Annotated in this window: 22 protein-coding genes and 1 pseudogene; 7 read left to right on the top strand and 16 right to left on the bottom strand. The window is 72.5% G+C overall.

All coding sequences use genetic code 11. From position 1 onward, the window contains the following. Positions 1–45 precede the first annotated feature (45 nt). Positions 46–498 (bottom strand): hypothetical protein, encoded by a 453-nt coding sequence (locus ACLJQZ_RS17920; protein WP_410621116.1) that lies wholly within the window; start codon positions 496–498, stop codon positions 46–48. 148 nt (positions 499–646) lie between these two features. On the opposite strand from ACLJQZ_RS17920, the gene ACLJQZ_RS17915 reads away from it, so the two are divergent. Beyond that, the gene (locus ACLJQZ_RS17915) at positions 647–3,424 is read left to right on the top strand and encodes a BTAD domain-containing putative transcriptional regulator (protein WP_410621115.1); all 2,778 of its coding nucleotides are present in this window, start codon (positions 647–649) and stop codon (positions 3,422–3,424) included. 6 nt (positions 3,425–3,430) lie between these two features. On the opposite strand, the pseudogene ACLJQZ_RS17910 reads toward ACLJQZ_RS17915, so the two are convergent. Then, a pseudogene (locus tag ACLJQZ_RS17910) lies at positions 3,431–3,577 on the bottom strand (GTP cyclohydrolase I); the annotation flags it as partial. Here ACLJQZ_RS17910 and ACLJQZ_RS17905 point away from each other — a divergent pair. Beyond that, positions 3,560–3,895 (top strand): hypothetical protein, encoded by a 336-nt coding sequence (locus ACLJQZ_RS17905; protein ID WP_410621200.1) that lies wholly within the window; start codon positions 3,560–3,562, stop codon positions 3,893–3,895. The pseudogene ACLJQZ_RS17910 and the gene ACLJQZ_RS17905 overlap by 18 nt on opposite strands. On the opposite strand, the gene ACLJQZ_RS17900 is transcribed toward ACLJQZ_RS17905, so the two are convergent. Genes ACLJQZ_RS17900 through ACLJQZ_RS17890 form a run of 3 tightly spaced genes read right to left on the bottom strand, consistent with a single transcriptional unit; the run spans position 3,892 to position 6,352 of the window. Beyond that, complete coding sequence (locus ACLJQZ_RS17900; RefSeq protein ID WP_410621114.1) at positions 3,892–4,626, bottom strand: sulfite exporter TauE/SafE family protein; 735 nt, start codon at positions 4,624–4,626, stop codon at positions 3,892–3,894. The genes ACLJQZ_RS17905 and ACLJQZ_RS17900 overlap by 4 nt on opposite strands. Positions 4,627–4,662: 36 nt before the next feature. Then, positions 4,663–5,787, bottom strand: coding sequence for a CU044_5270 family protein (locus tag ACLJQZ_RS17895; RefSeq protein WP_410621113.1), 1,125 nt, complete (start codon positions 5,785–5,787; stop codon positions 4,663–4,665). Continuing rightward, positions 5,780–6,352 carry an RNA polymerase sigma factor gene (locus ACLJQZ_RS17890; RefSeq protein WP_410621112.1) on the bottom strand — a complete coding sequence of 191 codons (573 nt, stop codon included), beginning with the start codon at positions 6,350–6,352 and terminating at the stop codon, positions 5,780–5,782. Before ACLJQZ_RS17890 ends, ACLJQZ_RS17895 begins: the two co-directional genes overlap by 8 nt. A gap of 117 nt (positions 6,353–6,469) precedes the next feature. Here ACLJQZ_RS17890 and ACLJQZ_RS17885 point away from each other — a divergent pair, with 117 nt between their 5' ends. Both ACLJQZ_RS17885 and ACLJQZ_RS17880 read left to right on the top strand, forming a co-directional pair. Continuing rightward, positions 6,470–6,787 (top strand): hypothetical protein, encoded by a 318-nt coding sequence (locus ACLJQZ_RS17885; protein WP_410621111.1) that lies wholly within the window; start codon positions 6,470–6,472, stop codon positions 6,785–6,787. A 96-nt stretch (positions 6,788–6,883) separates the two neighbouring features. Continuing rightward, positions 6,884–7,381, top strand: a complete 498-nt coding sequence (locus tag ACLJQZ_RS17880) for a hypothetical protein (protein WP_410621110.1) — start codon at positions 6,884–6,886, stop codon at positions 7,379–7,381. Positions 7,382–7,385: 4 nt separating this feature from the next. On the opposite strand, the gene ACLJQZ_RS17875 is transcribed toward ACLJQZ_RS17880, so the two are convergent. The 7 genes from ACLJQZ_RS17875 to ACLJQZ_RS17845 form a co-directional block, all read right to left on the bottom strand. Beyond that, positions 7,386–8,132, bottom strand: coding sequence for a GntR family transcriptional regulator (locus tag ACLJQZ_RS17875; protein WP_410621109.1), 747 nt, complete (start codon positions 8,130–8,132; stop codon positions 7,386–7,388). Then, a complete protein-coding gene (locus ACLJQZ_RS17870; protein ID WP_410621108.1) occupies positions 8,129–9,640 on the bottom strand; it encodes a beta-N-acetylhexosaminidase in 1,512 nt (503 codons plus the stop codon). The genes ACLJQZ_RS17875 and ACLJQZ_RS17870 overlap by 4 nt, the downstream gene beginning before the upstream one ends. Then, a complete protein-coding gene (locus ACLJQZ_RS17865; RefSeq protein ID WP_410621107.1) occupies positions 9,640–10,464 on the bottom strand; it encodes a carbohydrate ABC transporter permease in 825 nt (274 codons plus the stop codon). The genes ACLJQZ_RS17870 and ACLJQZ_RS17865 overlap by 1 nt, the downstream gene beginning before the upstream one ends. Continuing rightward, complete coding sequence (locus tag ACLJQZ_RS17860; protein WP_410621106.1) at positions 10,464–11,411, bottom strand: carbohydrate ABC transporter permease; 948 nt, start codon at positions 11,409–11,411, stop codon at positions 10,464–10,466. The genes ACLJQZ_RS17865 and ACLJQZ_RS17860 overlap by 1 nt, the downstream gene beginning before the upstream one ends. 73 nt (positions 11,412–11,484) lie before the next feature. Next, the gene (locus ACLJQZ_RS17855) at positions 11,485–12,771 is read right to left on the bottom strand and encodes an extracellular solute-binding protein (RefSeq protein ID WP_410621105.1); all 1,287 of its coding nucleotides are present in this window, start codon (positions 12,769–12,771) and stop codon (positions 11,485–11,487) included. A gap of 134 nt (positions 12,772–12,905) precedes the next feature. Next, the gene (locus ACLJQZ_RS17850) at positions 12,906–13,469 is read right to left on the bottom strand and encodes an exonuclease domain-containing protein (protein ID WP_410621104.1); all 564 of its coding nucleotides are present in this window, start codon (positions 13,467–13,469) and stop codon (positions 12,906–12,908) included. Between the two features lie 317 nt (positions 13,470–13,786). Beyond that, positions 13,787–14,728, bottom strand: a complete 942-nt coding sequence (locus ACLJQZ_RS17845) for an acyl-ACP desaturase (protein WP_410621103.1) — start codon at positions 14,726–14,728, stop codon at positions 13,787–13,789. 133 nt (positions 14,729–14,861) lie between these two features. Between ACLJQZ_RS17845 and ACLJQZ_RS17840 the strand changes: the two genes are divergently transcribed. Further along, entirely contained in the window at positions 14,862–15,878 is a 1,017-nt protein-coding gene (locus ACLJQZ_RS17840) for a LacI family DNA-binding transcriptional regulator (RefSeq protein ID WP_410621102.1), read from the top strand. A gap of 203 nt (positions 15,879–16,081) precedes the next feature. Beyond that, positions 16,082–20,170, top strand: coding sequence for a beta-galactosidase (locus ACLJQZ_RS17835; protein WP_410621101.1), 4,089 nt, complete (start codon positions 16,082–16,084; stop codon positions 20,168–20,170). On the opposite strand, the gene ACLJQZ_RS17830 is transcribed toward ACLJQZ_RS17835, so the two are convergent. Together ACLJQZ_RS17830 and ACLJQZ_RS17825 are read right to left on the bottom strand one after the other, a co-directional pair. Beyond that, entirely contained in the window at positions 20,151–20,855 is a 705-nt protein-coding gene (locus ACLJQZ_RS17830) for a DUF6008 family protein (RefSeq protein ID WP_410621100.1), read from the bottom strand. The two genes, ACLJQZ_RS17835 and ACLJQZ_RS17830, sit on opposite strands and share 20 nt — an antisense overlap. A 116-nt stretch (positions 20,856–20,971) precedes the next feature. Next, positions 20,972–21,586 carry a LysE family transporter gene (locus tag ACLJQZ_RS17825; protein WP_410621099.1) on the bottom strand — a complete coding sequence of 205 codons (615 nt, stop codon included), beginning with the start codon at positions 21,584–21,586 and terminating at the stop codon, positions 20,972–20,974. A gap of 253 nt (positions 21,587–21,839) precedes the next feature. On the opposite strand from ACLJQZ_RS17825, the gene ACLJQZ_RS17820 reads away from it, so the two are divergent. Continuing rightward, a complete protein-coding gene (locus ACLJQZ_RS17820) occupies positions 21,840–22,634 on the top strand; it encodes an SDR family NAD(P)-dependent oxidoreductase (protein ID WP_410621098.1) in 795 nt (264 codons plus the stop codon). 235 nt (positions 22,635–22,869) lie between these two features. Here the strand turns inward: ACLJQZ_RS17820 and ACLJQZ_RS17815 are convergent, their stop codons facing one another. Both ACLJQZ_RS17815 and ACLJQZ_RS17810 read right to left on the bottom strand, forming a co-directional pair. Beyond that, positions 22,870–24,348: a cellulose binding domain-containing protein gene (locus tag ACLJQZ_RS17815; RefSeq protein WP_410621097.1), complete on the bottom strand. Its 1,479-nt coding sequence runs from the start codon at positions 24,346–24,348 to the stop codon at positions 22,870–22,872. Between the two features lie 121 nt (positions 24,349–24,469). Continuing rightward, entirely contained in the window at positions 24,470–26,515 is a 2,046-nt protein-coding gene (locus ACLJQZ_RS17810) for a phosphocholine-specific phospholipase C (RefSeq protein WP_410621096.1), read from the bottom strand. Positions 26,516–26,551: the final 36 nt, after the last annotated feature.

Raw genomic sequence — 26,551 nt, 5'->3', positions numbered from 1 at the left:
CCGAGGGGGCGCCGGGGTCGCTGATCCCGGCGCCCCGGCGAGGCGTCAGCTGACCACCACGCAACTGGCGCGGTTCTGCCAGTTGACGCTGCCGAGCCGGAGATCGGCGCTCTGGTCGATCCACGTGCTGCGGGTGCCGCTGCTGGGGCAGTCCCGCGCGTCGTAGAGCCGGACGTCGCAGGAGTGCGCGGTGTGCACCGAGCCCGCTCGGTTGTCCCAGCCCCAGCCGTTGAGGTTGTACAGGCCCTCGGTGTCGGTGGTGGACGCCGTGCAGTTGCCGTAGCGGTAGAACGTGATGCAGCTTCCGGAGTAGCCGGTGTTGTCGTAGAGCGTGAACGCGGAGACCGTGCCGGCGGCGTTGCCGACGTTCGTGCACGCCAGTGGCGCGGCCGACGCCACCTGCTCCCCGATCGGCCCCACGACCAGCGCTCCCGCGGCGACGGCCGCCACGCCGAGCACCCGGGCCACCGCCCGCACTCCCGCTCGCTTCGTACGCATCCTCTGATCCCCTCCCCGCGCCGGCGGTCCCGGCGCAACGCTGAGGTGATCGTGGAGGGCCGATCGTGTGATTTGCTTGCGGAGTTCCTGCATTTCGCCGGTCGAGCGGCTATGCCTGGTTCGGTGGGTCCGATCCGGGGAGGGTTCGGTGACAGTTCTTCGCGTGCTCGGCGAGATCGCCGTCGAGGTCGACGGCAGGCCGGTCGACCTCGGCACCACCCGGCAGCGCTGCCTGCTCGCGGCGCTGGCCGTCGACGTCGGCCGGGTCGTTCCGGTCGACCGGCTGGTCGAGCGGATCTGGGGCCCCGACCTGCCGCGCCGGGGCCGGGCGACGCTCTACAGCTACGTCTCCCGGCTGAGGCAGGCGCTGGCCGAGGTGGACGGCCTGGACATCGTGCGGCGATCCGGCGGGTACGTCCTGACCACCGGAGACGCCGGACCGGTGCTGGACCTTCCGCTGTTCCGGACGCTGTGCGCCCGGGCCCGGGCCGAACCCGATCCGGCGGCGGCACCCGGGCTGCTGAGCAGGGCGCTGGAACTGTGGCACGGGGAGGCGCTCACCGGCCTCGACTGCGCATGGGCCGACGCGGAACGCCGGAAGCTGGGCGAGGAACGGGCCGCCGCGCAACGCGCGCTCGTCGACGCGCGGCTGCGGGCGGGCGAGGGCGACGCGCTGGTCGCCGAGCTCGCCACGCGGGTCGTCGACCATCCGCTCGACGAGCACGTCGCCGGGCAGTACATGCGCGCCCTGCACCAGGCCGGGCGCGGCGCCGACGCGCTGGAGCACTACCACCGGATCCGCACGCGCCTGGTGGAAGAGCTGGGTACCGACCCGGGCGCCGCGCTCCAGGACCTGCAGCAGGCACTGCTGAACACCACGCGCACGGCCGGGGGCACGCCGGCGGTGTGCCACCAGCTCCCGCGAGCGCCCCGGCCGTTCGTCGGCCGCGACGAGGACCTGGCCCGCCTGGACGCCCTGCTGGACCCGCGCGCGCCCGGCGGCACGGTGGTCATCTCGGCGATCGCCGGTGCGGGCGGCATCGGCAAGACGTGGCTGGCCCTGCACTGGGCGCACCGCCACACCGACCGGTTCCCCGACGGGCAGCTGTACGTGGACCTGCGCGGCTTCAGCCCCGACCACGCGCCGATGGCGCCGGCCACCGCGATCCGCGGGTTCCTCGACGCGCTCGGGGTCGAACCCCGGCAGGTGCCGATCGACCCGCACGCCGGCGCGGCGCTGTTCCGCAACCTCGTCACCGGCCGGCGCATGCTGCTCGTGCTGGACAACGCCGCGGACACCACCCAGGTCACCCCGCTGCTGCCGGGCGGGGACACCTGCACCGTCCTGGTGACCGGCCGCACCCAGCTCACCGGACTGGTCACCGGGCACGCGGCCCACCACCTCCGCCTCGACGTCCTGACCGAGCACGAAGCCCGCCTCCTGCTCACCAGCCGGCTCGGCGCCGCCCGCACGACGGCCGAACGGGCGGCGGCGGACCGGCTGATCGCCTTCTGCGGCGGGTTCCCGCTGGCGCTGGGTATCGTCGCCGCGCGCGCCCAGCTGCGGCCGGACCTCCGGCTGGACGTGCTGGCCGGCGAACTGCGGGACGCCGGGCTCCAGGCCCTCGCCGACGACGACCCCACCGCCAGCCTGCCCACCGTGCTGTCGTGGTCGCTCGACGCACTGGCGCCGGAGCAGGCGAGCGCGTTCGCCCTGCTCGGAGTCGCGCCCGGGCCCGACCTCGGGCCCGAAGCCGCCGCCGCCCTGCTCGACCGGCCCGCGGCGGACACCCAGCGGATCCTGCGCGGACTGGAACAGGCGTCACTGCTCACCCGGACCGGTCGCGGCCGCTGCCGGCTCCACGACCTGATCCGCCGGCACGCCACCCTCACGGCGGCCGGGCTTCCCGCACACGTCCGCGCCGCCGCGCAGCACCGGGTCGTCGACTTCTACCTGCACACCGCGTACCGCGCCGACCGGCTCCTGAACCCGCACCGCGAACCGGGACACCCGGCGCCGGCCGCTCCCAAGCACGCCGTGCCCGAGCTGCCCGACGACGCGGCGGCGCTGAGCTGGTTCGACACCGAGCACGCTTGCCTGCTGGCGGCCCTGGACACCGCGTCCGGGAACCGGCGCCACCGGACGACGTGGGACCTGGCCTGGGCGCTCGAGACGTTCCACCGGCGGCAGGGACACCTGCACGACCGGCTCGGCACCTGGCAGGTCGCGATGACGGCGGCCGGGCACCTCGCCGACCCGGCGACCCGGATCCTCACCCACCGCCTGCTCGGCCGCGCCCACGCCGACCTGGGCGCCCACGCGCAGGCGAACGTCCACCTGCGGGAAGCACTGACCCTGGCCGAGCGGCACGACGACACGACCAACCAGGCCCACACCCACCGGACCCTCGCCGCCGCGTGGGGCGCCCAAGGTGACCTCCACAAGGCCCGCGAGCACGCTCTGCAGGCGTTGCGCATCAGCCGGGACGTCGGCAACCCCGACTGGGAAGCCGGTGCGCTCAACGCGATCGGCTGGTACGCGGCCCAGCTCGGCGCCTACGACGAAGCCCGTGAGCACTGCGAAGCCGCCCTGGACCTGTTCCGGCGTCAAGGAAACGCCGAGGGACAGGCGACCACTTCGGACAGTCTCGGCTACATCGCGCACCGCGTCGGGCACCACGCCGAGGCGGTCGGCCACTACCGCGAGGCCATCGGCCGGCTCCGCGAAATCGGTTCCACCACCGAGGAAGCCGGTACTCTGGACCGGCTCGGCGCCGCGTACGAGGCACTCGGACGGCACAGCGAAGCCGGTGAGACGTGGCGGGATGCGCTCACGCTCTGCCGACGCCAAGGCCGCGACGAAGACGCCCGCCGCGTGCAGCGGCAACTCGACGCGCTGGAGCGGACCACGGCACCGGTGCGCTGACCGTCGCTAGGCGACGACGCCGGTCAGCGCGAAGAACTCCTGCCGCGTCTTGGGTTCTTCGCGCACCAGGCCGTGCAGCGACAAGGTGACGGTGAGCGCGCCGCTCGCCCGGACCCCGCGCAGGGACATGCAGAGGTGCTCGGCTTCGACGAGACCGGTGGCCCGGCCCGCGGGATCCTGGCGCTGCGGGCCCGGGAGCTGGGGGAGGAGCGGGGGGCCGCCGCGGCCGACCTCACGGCGGCACTCGAGGCGCACGGGTTCGAGCCCCGGACCGAGGAAGGCGAGGTGCTGCTGGGGAACTGCCCGTTCCACCGGCCGGCCCGGGCGCACCCGGAACTGGTCTGCGAGATGAACCTCGCGCTGGTGGCGGGGCTGCTGACCGGCGTGGGTGCGCCGGAGCTGACCGCGCGGCCCGACCCGCGGCCGGGGCGGTGCCGCGTGCGGCTGACGGCGTCCCAGGCGCTGACCTAGCTGCGTGCGGCCAGGACGAACAGGAACGCGCCGAAGACGACCAGTGCCGCCGACACGACGCGGTGGAGGTGCTGCTGCCGCAGCCGCTTCGCCAGCCGCGTACCGACGAGCGCGCCGGCCCCGGCGATGCCGCCGAGCAGCGTGCCGAGTCCGAAGTGGACGGAGCCGTGCGCGGCGTAGCCGAGCGTCGCGAAGCCGACGAGCGGCAGCTGGATCAGCTGCCCGGCCGCCACGGTCGTCAACGCCGGGACGCCGAGCGCCAGCAGCGCCGGGACGAGCAGCACCGGCCCGCCGGTCCCGGTCAGCGCCGAGCCGAACCCGACGACCACGCCGATCGCGACGGTCGCGGCGGCGGGCAGGTCCTCGCGCACCCGGGACGTCTTCCCTCGGAACCAGAGGTTGTACGCGCCGGAACCGGCCGTCACGACGGCGAGCACCAGCCACAGCACGGCGGCCGGGAGCAGCCCGTTCACCAGCGCGCCGGCGGCCGCGGCGGGCGCGGCGCCGAGGGTGAGCAGGCCGCCGAACCGCCACGGCATGGCCTGCTGGCGGGCGTACCCGAGGGTGCCGACGAGCCCGGTGAACAGGAAGGCCCAGCTGCTGGTCCCGGCCGCGGCGTGGACGTCGAGCCCGCCGAGCCAGGTGAGCGCGGGCGGCAGCAGCACCCCGCCGACGCCGACGGTCCCGATCAGCACCCCGACGGGCACCGCGACCAGCAGCACGACCCACACGCCTCGACCGTAGTACGCACCGGACTTGCCCGGGGCCTACTTCGCGGGGGCGACGCCGAGCCGGTCCGCGACCGCCGTGGTGATCGCGCTGGCGCCGGTCTCCGTGCCGGGCTTGATCCACGGATCGTCCGGCTGCGTCCCGGCGATCGTGCGCTCGCCGATGAACTGGCCGGTGACCGGGTCGATGATCAGCTGCCGCAGCTCGTGCCGGTCGTCGAGCCCGAGCGCGACGCCGGTGCGGCCGTCGAGGTTGGCCTCGGCCGCGAGCACCTTCATACCCGGGATCTTCGCCAGCGCCCGGTACCACTCGGCCCGCAGCTGGGCGGGCATCATCCCGCTGCGCAGGATCTCGGTGCCGAAGTGGAACATCGCGGTCGGCGTCGACCCGCGGCCCTTGGTCAGGTCCTGGAGCTTCTTGTACAGCTGCGCGGGATCGTGCGGCAGCGTCGCGTAGAAGGCCGGGCTGTCCCAGTCCGTGGGGTCGTCGCACTTCTTGGCCGGCTTGGACTTCGGGAAGAAGTCGCCGCAGCGGCCCTGCCACTGACCCTGATCGGTGTCGGTGATCTCCGGTTCGGGGGCCTGCGCCTGCGGCACCGAGCCGCCGAGGAACTTCCCGGTGCCGAGGATCTTGCGGTTCTCCTGCCAGACGTCGTGCTCGTCGGCCGGGATCCACCGCTGGATCTGCTGTTCCCACAGGTAGGAGTAGCCGGTCGCGTTCCCGGTCTGGACGCCGCGCCCGACCCAGGTGTGCTCGACGACGTACCGGAACTGCCCGGGAGCCAGCGGCTGGTCGACGGCGCCGACGCTGATGTCGGCGGCCCGGGTGAGCACCTGGACGGCCGACATCAGCCGGATGTCCGGCGACGACCCGGGGGAGGACCCAGAGGAAGACGCGGGGGCGGGCCCGGACGGCGCCGGCCCGGCGACGGGCGGCTCGGACGAGCCGGTCTGCACGACGACGACGGTGGTCACCGCGACCACTCCGGCCACGGCCGCGGCGACGGGCACCGCGAAGCGCGAGACCCGGCGCGGCCGGAGGGGAAGCACGGTGGCGCCGGCGTCCAGTTCCGCCATCAGCTTCGCGCGGGCCGCGGTCAGGTCGGCGGGCGCGGTGCGGGCGTCGTGGTGCAGCCGCTCGAGGGTCTCGTCGAGCTCATTCATGGACATTCTCCTCGGTGGGGACGAGCAGGGCCTGGAGGCGGTGGCGCACGCGGTGCAGCCGCGACCGCACGGTGCTGGCGGGGACGCCGAGCGCCTCGGCGACTTCGGCCGGTTCGAGCCCGGCCCAGGACGTGAGCAGCAGGACGTCGCGGTCCTGTTCGGACAGTGCGGCCAGCTCGCCGGCGAGGGTGCGCAGCCGCGCCGCGGCGTCGACCCGGCCGGCTACCTCGGCGTCGTGGTTCTCGGCGGGCCGCTCGTCGGCCCCGGCCCGCGCGGTCAGCTGGAAGCCGCGGACCTCCTGGCGGACGTGGTTGCGCAGCAGGTTGGTGGCGATGCCGTAGAGCCAGCCGCGGATCGGCGCCTTCTCGGGGTCGTAGCTGCCGCGTCTTCGCAGCGCGACGACGAACGTCTCCGCCACGAGGTCGTCGGCGGCGTGCACCCCCACCCGGCCCGCGAGGTAACCGCGCAGGGGGTGGGCGTACTCGTCGAAGAGCCGCGCGAAGACCTCTTTCGGGTCCCGCGCGGCGAGGTCGGGCCGGTCCAGCCGTTCGACGATTCTGGTCACGGTAGTTGTTGTCGCGAGCGCTCGCCCGTGTCCCCGATTTCGCGTCCGGATGAGACGCAGGCCACATTCCGGCCGGTTCGCGAGAACACGGCCGGGGCGCGCCGACAAGAGCCGGGTATGCACCGACGAAACGTGATGCTGCTGGCCGGGCTGTGTGCGGGGGCGGTCGTGGCGATGCTGGTCGCGGCCGCGACGCTGCGCCCGACCGGCCCCGCGGCTGCCTCCGCGCCGGCGCTCGGGACGGCGCCGCCGCTGACGACCAGCGTCGCGACGACAGCGACCTCGGCGCCGCCGCCGAGCACCACGCACGCCAAGCCCACGCCGACGCCGGACGCGTCCCGCCTGCCGTCCGGCGGCGAGCTGGCGAAGCTGCTGCCGGGCAAGCTCAGCGTGCTCGTCCACGACCGCAAGAACGGCGACGACCTCGTCTCCTAATGCCCGGACGCGACCTACACGTCGGCGTCGCTGGTCAAGCTGCTGATCGCGTTCGAGGCCCTCCGGCGGGGCGTCCCGGCCGGCACCGTCTCGCAGATGCTGTCGCGCAGCGACGACGACATCGCGAGCCAGCTGTGGTCGAAGCTCGGCGGGCCCGCGCTCGTCACGAGCTGGGCGGCGCGGATCGGCATGACCTCGACCCGTCCGCCCGCTGATCCCGGGCACTGGGGGAGCACCGTGGTGACGGCGACCGACCTGGTCCGGCTCTACGAGTACCTGATGGACGACGCGCCGGAAACGACCCGGCAGGTCGTCCTCCACGCGCTGGACGGCGCGACCGAGCACGGCGCCGACGGCTTCGACCAGTACTTCGGCATCCCCGGCACCGTCACGGCCGCGGACTGGGCCGTCAAGCAGGGCTGGTCGTGCTGCGATCCCGGCCGCGAACTGCACACCAGCGGCCTCGTCGCGGGCCGGCGCTACATCGTCGTCGTGCTCAGCGCCCAGTCCGCCGGCACCGGCTGGCCGGAGGCGTCGGACCGCGTGACGGCCGTCGTGAAAGCGCTCTCCGAGCCGCTCGGCTGGGCGAGGTGAGCCTTCAGCCGGAGTCGGCGTCGAACCGCAGCTTCGAGGTGATCCGGTAGCGGTCGCCGCGGTACACCGACCGGGTCAGCTCGACGATCCGGCCGGCGGTGTCGCGGGTGACCCGCTCGACCTGCAGGATCGGCGCGTACACCGGGACGTCCAGCAGCTCGGCCTGCTCGGGGTTCGTCACGGCGGGTTCCATCGTCTGCTCGGCCTCGGCCACGGTGATCCCGAACCGCTCCCGCAGCAGCCGGTAGAAGTTCCCGGCCTCCATGTCGGCCGGCGCCAGCCCGGGCACGAGCTCGGCGGGCAGGTCGAGGCGTTCGATGGCGATCGGCTCGTCGTCGACGTAGCGCACGCGCGTCACCCGCAGGACCGGCGCGCCGGTGGCGACCTCCAGCCGCGCCGCGCGCGGGGCGCTCGCGGGCGCCGTCGTGAACGCGACGACCTCGCTGGTCCAGTTCCCCTCCGCCGGGGGCACGCCCAGGCCCGCGGCGCTGCCGGCGAGCTCCTGGGTGACCTTGTGCGGGCTGGTGAACGTGCCGCGGCCGCGCTGGCGGACCAGCAGGCCGGTGCGGGTCAGCTCGTCGATGGCCGCGCGGACGGTCGGGCGGGACACGCCCAGCTCCTGCGCCAGGTCGCGTTCCGAGGCCAGCCCGGTGCCCGGCCCCGCCTTCTCGATCACGTTCAGCAGGTGGCGGCGGACCCGGTCCCGTTTCGCGGTGGGCGGCCGGTCGGGTCCGAGCGCGTCTGCGGTCAAGTTCTCGGCTTTCGGAGTGCGGGGAGCCCGCCCGGGAACCGGACGCGCTCCTTCGGCAGGGCGTTCAGCGCGCGCAGCAGATCCAGGTGACCGGCCAAGCGGGCTTCGAAGTCAGCATAGTCGCGCGGGCCGGGGGACCAGGCCGACTCGGCGAGCGCGCACAGCCGCGGGAAGGCCAGCTGCCGCACGTGGTCGGGGGTCGGCGCGTGCTCGGTCCACAGCTGCGCCTGCGTGCCGATGACGCCGGGCCGGCCGCCGTTGTCCGGGTCGGCGGCGGGCAGGTTCCCTTCGAGGGGGTCGTAGGCGTGGACGTCGGCCAGGGTGGTGACGAGCTCGCGCGGCGGCTCGCCCGGCCCGTCGGTCTGCGGGTAGTCGAAGTAGGTGGACGTGTGCGGCGCCATGATCACCTGGTGGCCGCGGGCGACGGCCTGCGCGCCGTGGGCGGCGTCGCGCCAGCTGGCCACGGTCATCGCCGGCGGCAGGCTGCCGGGCGAGCGGCCCGTTTCGTCCCAGCAGACCGACTGCCGGCCCAGCTCGCCGAGGAACCCGTGCAGCTCGCCGAGGAACCAAGCGTGCAGCTCGGCGGTGTCCCGCAACCCGAGCGCCTGCGCGCGGGCGAGGGCGGCGGGCGCGGTCTCCCACTGCGTCGTCGGGCATTCGTCGCCGCCGATGTGCAGGTGCCGCGAGGGGAAGATCTCCGCGGTCTGCGTCAGGACGTCGCGGCAGAAGTCCAGGGCCGCGTCGTGCATGCCGAGGATGTCGGGGCTGATGCCCCATTCGGTCCACACCGGCAGCGGCCGCTCCGGGCGGTTGCCGAGCTCCGGGTAGGCGGCCAGCGCCGCCCGGACGTGCCCGGGCAGGTCGATCTCCGGCACGACCCGCACGCCGCGGGCGGCCGCGTGGCCGACCAGCCCGCGCAGCTCGGCGCGGGTGTAGAAACCGCCGTGCGGGACGCCGTCGAAGACCGTGCTGCCGGCCGCGCCGACCATCGACTCGCTGCGCCACGCGCCGACGTCGGTCAGCTTGGGGCGGCCGTCGATCTCGAGCCGCCAGCCCTGGTCGTCGGTGAGGTGCAGGTGCAGCACGTTGTACTTGTGCAGGGCGATGAGGTCGACGAACTCGTACAGGAAGCCCAGGGGCATGAAGTGCCGGGCGACGTCGAGCAGCACGCCGCGCCAGGCCAGCCGCGGCCGGTCGCGGATCCGCAGGCACGGCCAGCGGTCCGGGCCGAGCTGCCGCAGCGTCTGGACGCCGTGGAACAGCCCGGCTTCCGCGCTCGCCACGAGCGTCACGAGGTCTTCGGTGACGTCCAGCTCGTACTCCTCCGGCCCGAGCCCGGGCCGCAGCGACAGCCGGATCTCCGGGCCGTGCCCGGCGTCGACGAAGCCGGTCAAGAGGTCGGCCGCGCGTCCGGCACCGGGACCGGCGACGACGCGCACCCCGGCGTCGAGCGCGAAGAACCCACTGTGCCGCTTCAGTTCCGCGGGCCGGGGGACCAAGGAGAGCACTAGCCCTTCACCGCGCCCGCGGTCATGCCCTCGACGAGGTGGCGCTGGACGAGCGCGAAGAACACGACCACCGGCAGCGCGAACAGCGTCGACGCGGCGATCAGGCCGCCGTAGTCGGTCCCGGTGCTGGTGCTGAACGAGACCAGCCACACCGGCAGCGTGTAGCCGGACTGGTCCTTCATGATCACGTAGGCGAACAGGAAGTCGTTCCAGGCCGTGATGAACGCGAACACGCTGGTCGCGATGAGCCCCGGCAGCACGAGCGGCAGCAGCACCGAGCCCATGATGCGCCCGCGCGTCGCGCCGTCGACCATGGCCGCCTCCTCGAGCTCGACCGGGATGCCGTGGAGGAAACCCCGCAACGTCCAGATCGTGAACGGCAGCACGAGCGCCACGTAGGTGAGCGTGAGCCCGAACAGGTTGTTCAGCAGGTGTGCGCTCTTGAGGCCGAGGAACAGCGGGATGACCAGGGCGGGCACCGGCACCATCTGCAGGATCAGCACGCCGATGAGGAAGCCGCGGCGGCCGAAGAACCGGAACCGCGTCAACGCCGTCGCCGCCAGGAACGCCACGACGATCGCCAGCAGGACCACCGACACCGTCACGACGACGCTGTTGACGAGGTCGCGGGTGAAGCCCGGTTTCGCGAGCGCGTCGGCGAAGTTGCCGAGGGTGAAGTGCACCGGGAGGAACTGCGGCGTCGGGCTCAGGATATCGCCGCGCGGCTTGAAGGCCGTGTTCACCATCCAGTAGACCGGGAACACCCACACCAGGCAGAACAGCGTCGCCATGGCGTTGGTCCCGATCCGGCGTCCCCGTGCCATCAGAGGTCCTCTCCCGTTCGCACCAGCCGGCGCACGTACACGATGGTCATGGCCAGCAGCAGCAGGACCGAGACGACGGCGATCGCCGCGCCCTGGCCGAAGGAGTTGGTGCTGAAGGCCCGGGTGAACGTCCAGATCCCGAGCGTCGTGGTGCCCTGGCTGGGGCCGCCCTGGGTGAGGATCCAGATCTGGTTGAACACGGTGAAGTCCCAGATCACCGAGAGGATCGTGACCAGGCCGAAGATCGGCTGCAGGAACGGCCAGGTGATCGCCAGGTGGACCCGCCACGGCCCGGCACCGTCCAAAGTGGCCGCTTCGTAGTACGAGCGGGGGATCTGGGTCAGCCCGGCGTGCAGGGTGAGCGCCACGAACGGCACCGACTGCCACACCACCAGCAGCCAGACGAGCGTGAACGCCGACGCCGGGGTCGTCGTCCAGTCGTGCTGGGTGAAGTCGCCGAGGCCCAGCTGCGACAGCAGCCAGTTCACCACGCCGTAGCCCGGCTGGAAGAGCCACTGCCAGACCAGGGTGGACGCCACGTTCGGCAACGCCCACGCCGCGATCAGGCTCATCGTGACGGCGATCCGCATCCGGGGCCCGAGCCGCCGCAGCATCAGCGCGACGCCCGTGCCGATCACGAGCGTCCCGGCGACGAGCGCCGCGCAGAACCCGACCGTGCGCAGCAGCACCGGGACCAGCTGGTCGTCGCCGAGCACCGCGGCGTAGTTGTCCCAGCCCGCCCACCCGGCCGTGCCGGTGAACAGGGCGCGCAGGCCGTACTCCTGGAACGAGATCAGCAGCAGCCGGACCAGCGGATACCCCAGCACCAGCCCGAGGACGACGACCGCGGGCAGGAGCAGGCCGTAGGGCAGCAGCGGACGTCGTCGCTTCCGCCGGGGCGCGGGGCGCGGCGCCACGACCGGCGCGGGTCGCTTCAGGACCTTCACGACGTTCCTCCATCAAGGTGGGTGGGACGCCCGCGGTCAGGGGACGGCAGTCCACCGCGGACGTCCCACCCGGTCACGGGGCGGCGTTGAGCGCTTGGCTCAAGTGGGCGTCGAAGTCCCGCGCCGCGTCGGCCACGGACTTGCGGCCGGTCGCGATGTCGGCGAAGAAGGTGTTGACGGACTTGTCGCTCTCGATGGTCGCCCAGCCCGGCGTGGCCGGCGTGGCGCCGCTCGACTTCGCGGCGGCGTAGAACGCGGCCCGGATCGGCGGCAGCGTCGGCGTCACCTGGTCGATGATCTGCGGTGAGACCGGGGTCCAGCCGTCGATGCCGACGATCGCGTCGCGTTGCACGGCCGGGCTCGCCGCGGCCTTCAGGTAGGCGAGCGCGAGGTCCTGGTTCTTGCTCTTCGCGGCGATGCCGAGGTCGGAACCGCCGAGGAACACCGGCTGGCTCTTGCCCGGCGTCGCGCTGGGGAAGGGGAACGTGCCGAGCCGGTCCTTCAGCTCGGGCTTGTTCTTCAGCACGGTGTTCACGCTGGTGTCGAGGATGGCCCCGGCGCCCCCGGCGGCGAACATCGCGGCCTGGTCGGGCGCCTTGGTGTCGACGTTGCGCGACGCGGGCGTCGAGTAGGCGGACTGGAAGTCCTTCCACGCCTGGAGCCCGCGCTGCGCGGCCGGCGACTCGAGCGCGCCGGCCCACTTGCCGCCGGACTGCGTGGCCAGCTCGCCGCCCGCGTCCCAGACGAACTGCAGCGCGCCGTACCAGTACTGCCCGGGGAAGTGGAACGCGGAGAAGCCCGGTTCCGGGTGCTTCGCCTTGATCTTGTCGAGGTCGGCGGTGAGCTCGGTGAACGTCGTGGGCGGCGCGGCGACCCCGGCGTCGGCCCAGAGCTGCTTGTCGTAGATCACCGCGCGGTTGCCGGCGAACAGCGGCGCGGCGTAGATCTTTCCGTCCACAGTGGCCGGTTCCGCCAGGCCCGGGAGCCAGGTCTGGCCCGCGGCGAGGTCGTCGCGGTGCCCGGTGAGGTCGGCCAGCGCGCCGTTGGCGGCGAACAGCGAGACGTCGGTGTTGCCGATCTCGATCACGTCCGGCGTGGTGTCCTGGGCCAGCGCCGTGCTGATCTTGGTGTTGATGTTGTCCCACTCTTGGATCTGCACGGTCACCTTCGCGCCGGTGGCCTTCTCGAACGCGGCGTTGATCGCGGCGGTGGCCTGGTCGCTCAGGTCGCCGTTCATCAGCCACACGGTGAGCTGCCCGCCACCCGGAGCCGCGGCTGGTTCGGCCGAGGTGCCGCAAGCGGTCAGGGCGAGAGCGAAGGTGAGCGAACCGGCCACGGCGGCCAGGGAGCGTCTGTTCACGGGGGCAACCTCCTCGGGTGGTGAGGAGCTTGCAGGTGACCATTGGTAAAGTCAACGAAGTTAGGTCGTTTGGTCTAGACCTTGTTGTTTCTTGGATCGCAGGTCCCAGCGTTGCGTCGGCTGGTGACCATTGGTCACTTCTGGGTTTGCTGCGGCCATGCGCCGCGGCCGATGAGGTGCAGCACGAGCGCCGAGACGTTCCACGCGTCGTCGTCCCCGCGGTGGTGCCGGCCCTCCAGGGGCAGCCCGGCCATGGCCAGCGCGCGGTCCATGCCGACGGGCCGGGTCAGGCGGTAGGCGCGCGCGAAGCGGGCCTTCGCGTTGAGGTGGCGCAGGCCGAAGGGGTAGGTCGCCGGGTCGGCCGCGCACTGGCGCTCGAACTGACGGCGGTCGTAGTCACCCCAGCTGGCCCAGCCGCGCCGGGTCGTGGCGTGCTCGGCCGCGAGGATCCGGCACGCCTCGGCGAAGCTGACGCCGGTGTCGACGTCGGCCTGGGTGAGCCCGGTCAGCTCGGTGCAGAACGCGCCGACGGCCGAGCGCTCCGGGCGCACCAGGATCCGGTGCCGGTCGAGCCGAGCCCGCCGCGCGGGGTCGACGACGGTGAGGCCGATCTCGATGATCTCGGAGGCTTGCCCGGGCGGCGGCTCACCCGCCCAGCACGTCGCCTCGACATCGACGACGTTGAGCAGGGAAGCCATTCCCGCAGCGTATCGGGCGCCCGCCCGGCCCGGCTCGGGAAGATCCGCACGTTCCGGAGCCAGGCCGCGCGACGGGTGCGGTCCGGCCGCAGCGGAGCCGCTCGGGAGATCTGCGGGATTGGCGTCCACGCTCGCGCCCCCCGGCCGGGCGGTCGGCCTCGCGGGAGATGGGACCGCGCGGAAAGATCCGCACCTTCCGGAGCCGGGCCGCGCGGCGGGCGCGCGGTCCAGCGCGACGCGCCGCCGCAACGGTGCGGGTGGGGCGGTCGACCGAGACTCGCGGCGGCGCTCCGAAGAGCCCGCCGCCGCGGCTGGTGTCAGATCGCCGGCACCCCACGCGCGGCGGCCCGGGCGGCCGCGGCGTCGCGGCGCTCCTCGAACCGGGACGCCTGGGCGTTGAGCGTCTTGAGGAAGTCCGCCAGCTCCTGGCGCGCCGTCTCGCCGACCTCGCCGAGGCCGGTCAGGTCGAAGATCTTCCAGTAGCGCAGCAGCGGCATCACGACGTCGTCGTGGTGGATGCGCAGGTCGTAGATGCCGGCCTTGGCGATCAGGGCGGCCTTGCGGACGAAGCTGGGGATGACCGCGCCGGGCATCGCGAAGTCGACGACCTCGTCGGTGATGGCGCGGACCATGGCGTCGGGCGAGATCTCCAGCGCGGCCTTGACCAGGTTGCGGTAGAAGACCATATGCAGGTTCTCGTCCGTGGAGACCCGGGCGAGCAGCTTCTCGGCCAGCGGGTCCTGGGTGTAGCGGCCGGTGTTGCGGTGGGACAGGCGCGTCGCGAGCTCCTGGAACGACACGTACGCGCAGACGTGCAGCAGCGGCTTGTCGCCGGTTTCGTACCCGGCCTGCATGGTCTCCATGCGCATCCGCTCGAGCTCGACCGGGTCGACCGCGCGCGTCACGAGCAGGTAGTCGCGGATGGCGATACCGTGGCGGCCCTCCTCGGCCGTCCAGCGGTGGACCCAGGTGCCCCACGCGCCGTCGCGACCGAAGGCGCGCTCGATCTCGCGGTGGTAGCTGGGCAGGTTGTCCTCGGTGAGGAGGTTGACCTCCAGCGCGGTCCGGGCGATCGGCGTGACCCGCGACTGCTCCGGGTCCCACGCCTCCCCACCGAGGTCGGCGAAGTCACGCCCCTGGCTCCAGGGGACGTACTCGTGCGGCATCCATTCCTGGGCGGCCGCGAGGTGGCGGTTGAGGTTTTCCTCGACCGTGCCCTCCAGCTCGAACATCAGGCGCGTGCTTTCGGGGACCGGCATAACGAACGTCCTTTCCGTCACCTACGCGACCGTAACTTACGGTGCCGTAGGTAATGGCAACGTACGCGAGCCCCGGTCGGTTCCCGGGACTGGATATCGTGAACGCGGCGGGGGTACGAACGGAGGGGGCCAGGTGGCGGAACGAACGCGGCCGGGGGAGCGCCAGCCGAGCCTGGCCGATGTCGCGGGCCTGGCCGGCGTGTCGCACATGACCGTCTCCCGGGTGGTCAACGAGAGCGGGCCGGTGCACCCGGACACCCGCGCGCGGGTGCTGGCCGCCGTGCAGAAGCTCGGCTACCGGCCCAACTCGGCCGCCCGGACGCTGGTCACGGGCCGGTCCGGCACGCTCGGCGTCGTGGCGCTGGAGTCCAACCTCTACGGCCCGGCGAGCACCCTCTACGGCATCGAGAACGCCGCCCGCGAGGCCGGTTACGGCGTCGCGATCTGCAGCGTCAGCCGTCCAGGGCGGTCGTCGATCGGCGACGCGGTGGAGAACCTGCGGCGCCAGGCCGTCGAGGGGATCGTCGTCATCGCCCCGCACGTGACGGCGGCCCGCGCGCTGGCCGCGGCGCCCGCGGACATCCCGGTGGTCGCGGTCGGCGGCGGCGAGGGCGCGCCGGTCCCGGTGATCTCCGTCGACCAGTACGACGGCGCCCGCCGCGCGACCGAGCACCTCCTGGCCCTGGGGCACACGACGGTCTGGCACCTGGCCGGACCCGAGGACTGGCTGGAGGCGCGCGACCGCGAACGCGGCTGGCGCGACACCCTCGAACGCCACGACCTGCGGGTTCCCGAGGTCGTCCGCGGCGACTGGAGCCCGCGCTCGGGCTACGACGCCGGCCGCGCGCTCGCCGGGGTGCGCGGGCTCGGCGCCGTCTTCTCGGCCAACGACCAGATGGCGCTGGGCCTGCTGCGGGCGTTCACCGAGGCGGGCCTGCGGGTCCCGGCGGACGTCCAGGTGGCGGGCTTCGACGACGTCCCCGAGGCGGCGTACTTCTCCCCGCCGCTGACCACGGTGCGGCAGGACTTCATCGAGGTCGGCCGCCGCACGTTCGGGCTCCTGGAGACCCGGATGGCCGGCGGCGAGATCGGTGCGCGCCACCTCGTGCCCGCGGAGCTGATCGTGCGCGAGAGCACCGGCCCCCGCTGACCCCGGCCCTCGTGAGGGTTCAGGGCGGTTCCAACCGCCCTGAACACTCACGACCTGCGTCCGTTCGCACTATCGACCGACCTCCGGCTTGATCCATCCTGGTGTCGTATCTTGACTGCTTCTGTTGAGGTTCCCTAGCGTTCGTGTTCGATTCTGCGTGAATCCGACATTCTGGTTCACCGTCGATCCAGGAGGACCTCGCCATGCGCACCGCCCGGACGCTGTTCGCCGCCCTGCTTTCGGTCGTCTTCGCGCTGGCCGGGGTGCTCGTCCCGCAGCAGGCGTCGGCCGCGCCGCCGCCGAAGGCCGCCCACAGCGTCACCTACGACGGCTACTCCTTCCTGGTCGACGGGACCCGCACCTACCTGTGGTCCGGCGAGTTCCACTCCTACCGGCTGCCCAGCCCCGACCTGTGGCTCGACATCTTCCAGAAGATGAAGGCCGCCGGCTTCAACGCGACGTCGCTCTACTTCGACTGGGGCTACCACTCGCCGCGCCAGAGCGTCTACGACTTCACCGGGGTCCGCGACCTCGACAAGCTGCTCGACATGGCCCAGCAGGCCGGGCTCTACGTCATCGCGCGGCCCGGGCCCTACATCAACGCCGAGGTCGACGGCGGCGGCTTCCCGACCTGGCTGTCCACCACGCCCGGGCACACCCGCAGCGCCGACCCGGTCTACCTGAAGTACTCCGACGAGTGGCAGACGCAGATCGACCGGATCATCGCGCGCCACCAGCTGACGAACGGCACCGGCAGCGTGCTGGCCTACCAGGTCGAGAACGAGTACTACAACGGCGACGCCGACGGCCGCGCCTACATGCAGCACCTGGAGGACAAGGCCCGCACCGACGGCATCACGGTTCCCTTGGTGGGCAACAACAACGGCACCTTCAACGCCGGTGACGCCGCCCTCGACGTCGACGCCGCCGACTCCTACCCGCAGGGCTTCGACTGCTCCAACCCGGAGAAGTGGAACGGCGTCCCGGACATCAGCTACGACCACGTCCCCGGGAAACCGCTGATCACCGCGGAGTTCCAGGGCGGCGCGTTCGACCCGTGGGGCGGGCCCGGCTACGCGAAGTGCGCCCAGCTGATCAACGACAAGTTCGCGAACGTCTTCTACAAGCAGAACATCGCCGTCGGCGCCACCGGCCAGAGCTTCTACATGCTGCACGGCGGCACGTCCTGGGGCTGGAGCGCGATCCCGCAGAACTACACGTCCTACGACTACGGCGCGGCGATCACCGAAGCCCGCCAGTACGACCCGAAGTACACCGAGGACAAGCTGATCGGCTACTTCACCCAGTCCGTCGCGCCGCTGACGAAGACCGAGGGCCTCGCCGCGGCGCCGGTGACCGACCCGGCGCTCACCGACACCGCCCGGATCAACCCGGACACCCGCACCCAGTTCCACACCCTGCGCCACACCGACTCGACGTCGAACGCGAAGAACACCACGAGCCTGGCCCTCGACCTCGCCGCGCACGCCGGTTACAGCTACGACGACCGCGCGACCGAAGTCGGCTACACCGGCACCTGGACCCACGCCGGGCCGGAGGTCGACTACACCGGCGGCGACTACCAGCACACGGAGTCGTTCTCCGAGGTCACCGGCGACAGCGTGAGCATTCCCTTCACCGGCACCGGGATCCGCTGGGTCACCTCGAAGGACCCGAGCCACGGCATCGCCGACGTCTACCTCGACGACGTCAAGGTCAGCACCGTCGACCTCTACGCGGCGAGCAAGCAGAACCAGGTCACCGGCTACGAGGTGCGCGGCCTGCCCGCCGGGGCGCACACGCTCAGGATCGCCGTGACCGGCCAGAAGAACGCGCAGGCGACCGGGCCGTTCGTCGTCGTGGACGCCGTCGACCTGCTGTCGGCGAGCACCGACTACTACCCGGTCGTCCCGCAGCAGCCCGGCACCGGCCTCACCCTCGACGGGCGCCAGTCCAAGATCGTCGTCGCCGGGTACGACCTCGGGCAGACGCGGATGCAGTACTCGACGTCCGAGATCATGACGTCCGCGACGATCGGCGGCCGCGACCTCGCGGTGCTCTACGGCGACCACGGCGGGCCGGGCGAGACCGTCCTGCGGTTCGCGCAGCAGCCCAAGGTCCAGGTCCTCGACGGCACGGCCACCTCCACCTGGGACGCCGCCCGCGGCGACCTGCGGCTGAACTACACCCATGACGGCCTGACCCGGGTGCTCGTCAGCGCCCCGGGCAAGAAGCCGCTGCTCCTGCTGCTTGCGGACAAGGCGACGGCCGGGACGTTCTGGCGCCAGGACACCTCGGCCGGTCCGGTGCTCGTGCTCGGCACCGACCTGCTGCGCATGGCGACCGCCCGGCCCGGTTCCCTCGACCTGACCGGTGACAGCGGCACCGACGGCGCGTTCGAGGTCTTCGGTGCCGGGAGCATCACCTGGAACGGGCAGCCGGTGAGCACCCGGCCGACGTCCAGTGGCAGCCGCACGGGCGTCCTGCCGACGGCGAAACCGGTGACCCTGCCCGCCCTGACCGGCTGGAAGCACCAGCAGGAGTCGCCGGAGAGCGCGCCGGGCTTCGACGACTCGGCGTGGCCGGTCGCCGACAAGACGACCAGCAACAGCAGCACCGCCGTCGGCACGAAACCGGTGCTCTTCGCCGACGACTACGGCTTCCACACCGGCAACACCTGGTACCGCGGCCGCTTCACCGGCGACGGCAAGCAGACCGGCATCACGCTGAACAGCCAGAGCGGGGGACCGGCGGGCGCGTTCTCGGCGTGGCTGAACGGCGTCTTCCTCGGCAGTGCGACGACCCAGCAGCACACGTTCACGTTCCCGGCCGGTGCCCTGAAACCGGGGGACAACGAGATCTCCGTCCTCACCGTGAACATGGGGCACGAGGAGGACTACGGCGCGGCCAACGGCAGCAAGGCCGCGCGTGGCCTGACGTCGGCGCGGCTGACCGGCTCCGCGCTGACGTCGGTGACCTGGCGGCTGCAGGGCGTCCGGGGCGGGGAGCAGGGCCTCGACACCGTCCGCGGCCCGCTCAACACCGGCGGCCTGTACGGCGAGCGCGCCGGCTGGTCGCTGCCCGGGTTCCCGGACGCCGGTTGGAAGCCGGCGACACTGCCGGCGAAGGACAGCACGCCGGGCGTCTCGTGGTACCGGACCACCGCGAACCTCGACCTGCCGCGCGGCCAGGACACCTCGCTCGGCCTGACGATCACCGACGACCCGGGGCGGCAGTACCGCGCGCTGCTGTTCGTCAACGGGTGGCAGCTCGGCCAGTACGTCAACTACCTGGGGCCGCAGCACAGCTTCCCGATCCCGAACGGGATCCTGAACCCGAACGGCCACAACACGATCGCCGTCGCGGTGTGGAACCTGGACGGCAGCACGGGCGGCCTCGGGAACATCACCTGGACGAACTACGGTTCGCACCGCTCGCCCTTGTCCGTGCGGCAGAACGCCTCGCCCGGCTACGACGGCCGGTACACGATGCCACCGGCGCCCACGGCCGCCGTCTCGCTGTCGGTGCCGGACACCGCGACGGCGGGGCAGTCGTTCACGGCTTCGGCCATCGTCCGGATCCCGGCGGGGGCGCCGCCGGCGTCGGACGTCCGGCCGGTGCTGACCGCGCCGGCCGGGTGGACGGTCGGCGCGGCGGCACCGCCCTCGGTCGCGCGGATCGACGGCGGCGCCTCGGCGACGTTCACCTGGCCGGTCACCGCACCCTCCACAATGGACACCTCGGCGCTGGCGGTGCGCGCCGGCTACCGGCAGGCCGGACGGCCCGGGAGCGTGACCGACGAGCGGATCGTCGGCGCGGTCCCGGCCGCGCCGCCCGCCGGGCAGGACGCCGTGAGCGACCTGCCGTTCCTGACCGCGGCCAACGGCTGGGGCCCGGTGGAGCGCGACACGAGCAACGGCGAGGCGAACGCGGGCGACGGCAAGCCGATGACGATCGCCGGGGTCTCGTACGCGAAGGGCCTGGGCGTCCACGCGCCGGGCGACGTCCAGCTCTACCTGGCCGGCGCCTGCACCCGCTTGACCGCCTCGGTCGGCGTCGACGGTGAGGTCGGCTCCGCGGGCAGCGTCAGCTTCAGCGTCTCGGTGGACGGCACGACCCGGGTGACCACGCCGGTCGTGCACGGCGGCCAGGCGGCGGTCCCGATCGACGTCGACGTCACCGGCGCGCAGGTCCTGGACCTGCAGGTGACCGCCGGCGGCGACGGCAACGGCAACGACCACGCGGACTGGGCGCAGCCGGTGCTGACCTGCGTCACGCCGCCTGTTCGGTGAGGACGGGCGCCGGGCGCAGCGAGTACGTCGCGCGGACCGCCCGGCGCTCCTTCCACAGGTGGTACAGCGCCAGCCCGAAGATGACCGTGCCGATGACGTTCGCGATGAAGTGCCACCAGACGCGGTAGGTGGTCAGGCCCGGGCCGGGGTCGATGAGGCCGAAGAACGTCGACAGGCCGATCGCGCGCGAACCGAACGCCACCGACACCGTCAGCGCGAGGTGCTCGAGCCCGTGGATGCCCTGCATCCAGACGCCCATCTTCCCCCAGCGGCGCGCCTGGGTCTTCGTGGCGCGGCGGGTGATCACCATGACGCCGGCCAGCCCGGCGAGGAAGATGAAGTTCCCGGTCAGGTGCAGCAGTTCCATGCCGAAGGTCGGCCGGTTCGGCAGCACCATCTGCAGGCCGTTGGCCAGGCCGGTGCCCCACGGCGTCATCCAGGACGGCGAGTTCGGGTGGCCGAGCCAGTACCCGACCTGGGCGACGTGCTCCTGGAGGTGCCCGAGCTGCCCGACCACCCCGACGCCGATCAGCGCGACCGAGCCGCGGTAGACCCACGGGCGCACCGGCCCGCGGTTGGCGTAGGCCAGGACACCGACGGCCGCCCACATGGCGAGCGCCCACAGCACGATCAGTATCGCGCCCGCGGTGTCCCACCCCGACATCGACGACATGGGCATGGTCATGACGGCCTCCAGTTCCCCCGGTCCGGATCAGAGACTAGCCGGACGGCGGCAGCCGAACTTCTTCCACCGTGCCGCCGCGGAATCGGGCAAACCGTTACAGGACAACGCTTTCCGGGTCACGACAGGACAAGCCGGACGGCGAGTGCGGTGATCACCGCGCTCGACGCGAGCGCCGTCACGAGCCGGCCGCGCGGCCCGGTCAGGACCCGCCCGAGCAACGCCCCGCCCCCGGCGAGGAGTGCCTGCCAGCTCGCCGACGCGGCGAACGCGGCCAGCACGAACACCGCCTGGTCGAGGGTGGTGACGGCGGTGCCGGCCCGGTCGCCGACGACCAGCGCGGTGAAGTAGACGACCGTGGTCGGGTTGACCAGGGTGATCCCGAGCAGGCTGACGTACGCGCGCCCGGCGCCGAGCCGGGTCACCGGCCGGTTCGCCGCCGGCCCGCGACGCAGGGCGTGCACCGCGCCGCGGATGGCGAGCACGATCAGGATCGCCGCCGAGGCCAGCTTGAGCGGCTGCGCGATCGGCGTGATCACCCCGGCGATCACGGCGCCGCCGAGGACCGCCACCAGCGCGTACAGGCCGTCGGCGGTCGCGACGCCGAGGGCGGCGGCGAGGCCGGTCGTGAGCGACGTCCGGGCGGTGAGCGCGACGAGGTAGGTCGCCACGGCGCCGACCGGGATGGCGATGCCGTAGCCGGCCAGCAGGCCGGCGACCAGCGCGCCCGTCACGACGCGACGGCGTCGGACCTCCGCGGCCGGCACGGCTGCTGCTGGACCGGCGCGGACATCGCGGCGACGGTCGGCAGGAGCGGCATGCGGTGCGTGGTCATGGCGCAGATGGTGCCGACACCCGGCCGACGACGGCAACCGCTTTTCACGCTGCCGCCCGCTCCGGGGACCGGCTCGGCTTCAGCCGGTGGCCGCCGGTGGGCTGTGCTTCAATCGGCCGGAAGCACGGTGGCGCGAGAAAGGGCTTTCACGCATGCGGGTCGACCTCAGTGGGAAGACGGCACTGGTCACCGGGTCCACCCAGGGCATCGGGTCGGCGATCGCGAAGGGACTGGCTACCGCGGGCGCGCGGGTCGCGATCAACGGCCGCGGCTCCGACAGCGTCCAGGCCGCCATCACGCGGCTGAAGCAGGAGCTGCCCGACGCCGACCTGGTGGCCGCCCACGGGGACGTCTCGGAGGAGGCCGGCGCGGCCCAGGTCGTCGAGGCCGTGCCGGACGCCGACATCCTCGTCAACAACCTCGGCATCTTCGGCGCCCAGGAGCCCCTCGAGATCACCGACGCCGACTGGCGGCGGTACTTCGAGGTCAACGTGCTCGCCGCGGTCCGGCTCACGCGCGCCTACCTGCCCGGGATGACCGAGCGTGGCTGGGGCCGGATCCAGTACATCGCCAGCGACTCCGCGATCGTGATCCCGGCCGAGATGATCCACTATGGAGTGTCGAAGACGGCGCTGCTCGGCGTCTCCCGCGGGTTCGCCAAGCACGCGGCCGGCACCGGCGTGACCGTCAACGCGGTCATCGCGGGCCCGACGCACACCGGCGGCGTCGAGGACTTCGTCTACGAACTGGTCGGCAAGGACCTGCCGTGGGACGAGGCCCAGCGCGAGTTCATGAAGAAGCACCGGCCGCAGTCGTTGCTGCAGCGGCTGATCGAGCCCGAGGAGATCGCGAACCTGGTGGTGTACCTGAGTTCGACGTTCGCGTCGGCGACCACCGGCGCGGCCGTCCGCGTCGACGGCGGGTACGTGGACTCGATCGTGCCGTGAGTGCGGCGCCGGGGTACCCCGCGCGGGGGTCGCCCGGTCGAGCGCGCCGCCTGTCGGGATCCGGCCGCGTGGTTCATGATCATCAGTATGGAGCAGACCAGGACACCAGTGGCCGTACGGCGGGTGCTCTTCGGAGCGGTGATGGGCGCGGCCTTGGTGGCCGCCGCCTGGGTGGCGCTCTGGCTGGCGATGCACCTCTGACCGCCGCCGGGCGGTACCCGGCGGCGGCCCGGGGTCAGGGGGTGACGGTGATGTTCGTCAGCCCGGACGTCGCGTTCGTGACCGTGTTGGACGCGTACACCACGTTCGGGTCGGCCGCGCACTTCGAGACCGAGCTGATCTTGATCGCGTAGGCGCCGACCCCGCCGAGGTCGGACTTGTTGTTGCGCCAGACGTTGCCGCAGCCGTTGTCGAACGACGGTGACGTGCTGGTGTTGTGGTTCTCGTAGCCGTTGGCGAACACGCCCGGCGGGGCGAACGTGCCCGTGTTGTTCTCGATCGTGTAGCCGATGCCCTTGACGTCGATCCAGGAGTCCGCCGAGTTCTCGCCGGAGATGCCGCGGCCGTCGAAGGTGTTGCCGCGGATCAGCCCGCCCGTGGTGCCTTCCTTGACGTCGATCGGCTCGGCCGCGATGAACGGGCCGATGTGGTTGTCCAGCACCTGGATCCGGTCGCCGCGGTCGACGCCGCCGGAGTTGCCGTGGCAGGCCCAGTTCGAGTTGGCCGAACCGAGGTAGACGCCCTCGCCGTAACCCGGCTGCACCAGGCCCGTGTAGGTGATGGTCGAGTTCTTCAGCACGCTGTCGGCCGACGAACGCCGGAAGTGCACCGCCTCCTCGTCGACGTGGTTGACGTTCACGCCGTCGATCGTGGTGTGCGGCGAGTTGTCGACGACGATGCCCTTCTTCGCCTCCTGCACGGTGAAGCCGGTCAGGTTCCAGTACGGCGCGCCGGACAGCCACAGGCCGTAGCCGGAGTCCCAGCCCGCGGTCGGCACCGGGCAGTCCGGCGCGTCCCCGGTCGGGCCGTCGTTGATCAGGATCGCGCCGGCCGGGCCGGACAGCGTGATCGGCTTCGCCGCCGTGCCCGCCTTCGTCGTGACGAACGAGCCGCGGTAGGTGCCGGCCGCGAGCTTGATCGCCTGCCCCGGCGCCGCGTTCGCCAGCGCGGCCTGCAGCTGGGCGGCCGTCGAGACGTTCACGGTGTCACCGCTCGGCGGGGGAGTGGTCGTCGTGGTCGGCGGGGGCGTGGTGGTGGTCGTCGTCGGGGTCGTCGGCGTGGTCGTGACCGGGCCGCCGCCGGTGCACGAAGCGCCGTTCACCGTGCACGCGGCGGGCACGCCGGCGCCGGCGACGTTGAAGCCGAAGCTCGCGGTGGCGCCGGGCTTGACCGTGCCGTTGAACCCGGCGTTGGTGAACTTGTAGTGCTGCCCGCTCTGGGTCTTCACCGAGCTCCACGAGCTGCTCACCGACGACCCGGCGGGCAGGTCGAACTCGACGGTCCAGCCGGTGGAAGCCGCGTCACCGCGGTTGGCGATCGTGTACTCGCCGCCGTAGCCGCCGGTCCAGACCGAGGTCTGCGCGAACGTGGCGGACAGGTTCGCCGCCGCGGCCCGCGCGGGGCCGCCGCCGGTGAGCGCGACGGCGGCGACAGTGGCGGCAACGGTTGCGGCGCCGAGGAAAGCGGCATGGCGGAGCGGACTTCGTCGGGACACCCGTGACCTCCGGGAGGGGGGTTACAGCGGAGGTGTTGCGGCGTACACCCGGACTGTCCCTTTATAGGTCACGGATGTGACATGCGTCAACAAACTGAACGCCCATCACGGATGTGAACGACTACCCCGTGACGCTCGGCGAGCCCGTCTCGATGTGCCCGCTGAACCGGCGCAGGAACTTCGGGTCGGCGTCGAGCGTGGCCGACAGGTCGTACCAGCCGGACCCGTAGGTGACGGCGTTCCAGTCGTCGGTCACCGTCTGGCCCGCCGCGAGCGCATACGTCCACGGCCCGTCGGTGCGGTAGTGGTTCGCGGTCACCGTGACCTTGACGGCCGTCGTGCCGCCGTTGCGCAGGGTCAGCCGCAGCTTGTGGTCGGCGGTGTAGCCCGCGGTGACGTCGACCCCGGCGCCCGCGCTGTTCGCGTCCCCGGCGAAGACCCAGCGGAACCGGTTCGGCCCGTGCACCGCGACGCCGTACTTGCCACCACCGTAGGCCTGGATCCGCCAGGTGTCGCTGACCTGCTTGCCGGCGGCGACGTCGTAGCCCCACGGGCCGTCGGTCTGCCCGTCGTTGCGGTACGCGGTGAGCTGGACGGCCGCCGTGCCCTGGTTGGCGAACGTCGTGGTCAGGATCTGGTGGTCGGCGCTCAGCGACGTCGTCACGAGCGGCTGGTAGGGCAGCGCGCGGGCCGGGCGGGTGCCCGCCTCCTGCACCGGCGCCTGCTGCTTCCCGGTCGCCGGCGGCGCGGGTTTCGGCAGCTTGCGCTGGGTGTCGTCGGCCTGCTTGCGCAGCGCCGCGGTGTCGGGCAGCAGCGGGATCCGGACGTCGGTGGTGCCGAAGTCGAAGCAGCCCGTCAGGTCGCCGCACAGCGCCCGGCGCCACGCGCTGATGTTCGGCTCCGCGACGCCGGTCCAGCGTTCGAGGAAGCGGATCACGGACGTGTGGTCGGCGACCTCCGAGCTGACCCAGCCGCCGCGGCTCCACGGCGAGATCACCGTCATCGGCACCCGGGCGCCAAGGCCGATCGGCTGGCCGCCGATGTACTCGCCCGCGGTGCCGGACGGCGCGATCGGCGGCGCGACGTGGTCGAAGAAGCCGTCGTTCTCGTCGTAGTTGATGAGGACCACAGTGGACTCCCAGAGCTTCGGGTTGGCCCACAAGGCGTTCAGCACGGTCTGGGTGTACGCGGCGCCGTCGACCGGCCGCGCCTCGGGGTGCTCGCAGTAGCCGTAGGGTGCCACGATCCAGGAGACGCGGGGGAGTGAGCCGCTCGCGCAGTCGGCGGTGAACTCCGACAGGACGTGGTTGACGTCCTTGCCCTTGCCCGAATCCGGGCCCCAGGTCTTGAACACACTGCCCCGTTTGGACAGTTCGCTGGCGTAGTCCTGGTGGTAGGCCTTGAACAGCCAGAGCGGGTTGTCGCCGTAGTCGCCGACGAACGAGCCGCCCGCGTCGCCGACCTCCTTGCTGGCGTAGACCTTCCACGAGACCCCGTGCTGCTGCAGGCGTTCCGGGTAGGTCGTCCAGCTGAACACCGGCTTGTAGTCGGCCGGGTTGTAGTTCGCCGGGCCGCCGCCGTGGCCGTCGGCGTCGATCGTGCCGGTGAACAGGTAGAGCCGGTTGGGCGTGGTCGGGCCCTGCACCGAGCAGTGGTAGTGGTCGCAGACGGTGAACGCGTCGGCCAGCGCCCGGTGGAACGGGATGTCGCCCTGGCCGAAGTAGCCCATGGTCATCTCGCCCTTGGCGGGCACCCACGCGTTGTTCGCGCCGCCCGCGATGGCCCGGTGCTGATCGGCCCAGCCGTGGCCGAGGTCGCCGAGGTCCTGACCGTCCACCTTGGACGTGTCCACCCGGAAGGGCAGCAGGTACTTGCCGTCGGTGCGGCCGGAGTCGGGCTGGTGGAAGACGTCCTGGCCGCTCGGCTGCACGATCGCCGAGCGGTCGCCGAAGCCGCGGACGCCCTTCATGGTGCCGTAGTAGTGGTCGAACGAGCGGTTCTCCTGCATCAGGACCACGACGTGCTCGACGTCGGACAGGCTGCCGCTCGCACGCGGTTCGGCGAGCGCTTCGGCCATGCCCGGGGGCAGGGCGCCGAGCGCGCCGGCGGCGGCGACACCGCCGAGGAAGCTGCGGCGGGTGAGTCCGGAACGACGCGGGTCGGCCATCACAGGAGCCTCCAGGGGGACCTCGGCAGGGCAGCG

The organism is Amycolatopsis sp. cmx-8-4 (assembly GCF_046548675.1).
Classification (GTDB): Bacteria; Actinomycetota; Actinomycetes; order Mycobacteriales; family Pseudonocardiaceae; genus Amycolatopsis.
Note: the sequence above shows the minus strand (reverse complement) of the source record. Positions and strands in the feature narration are given on the sequence as shown.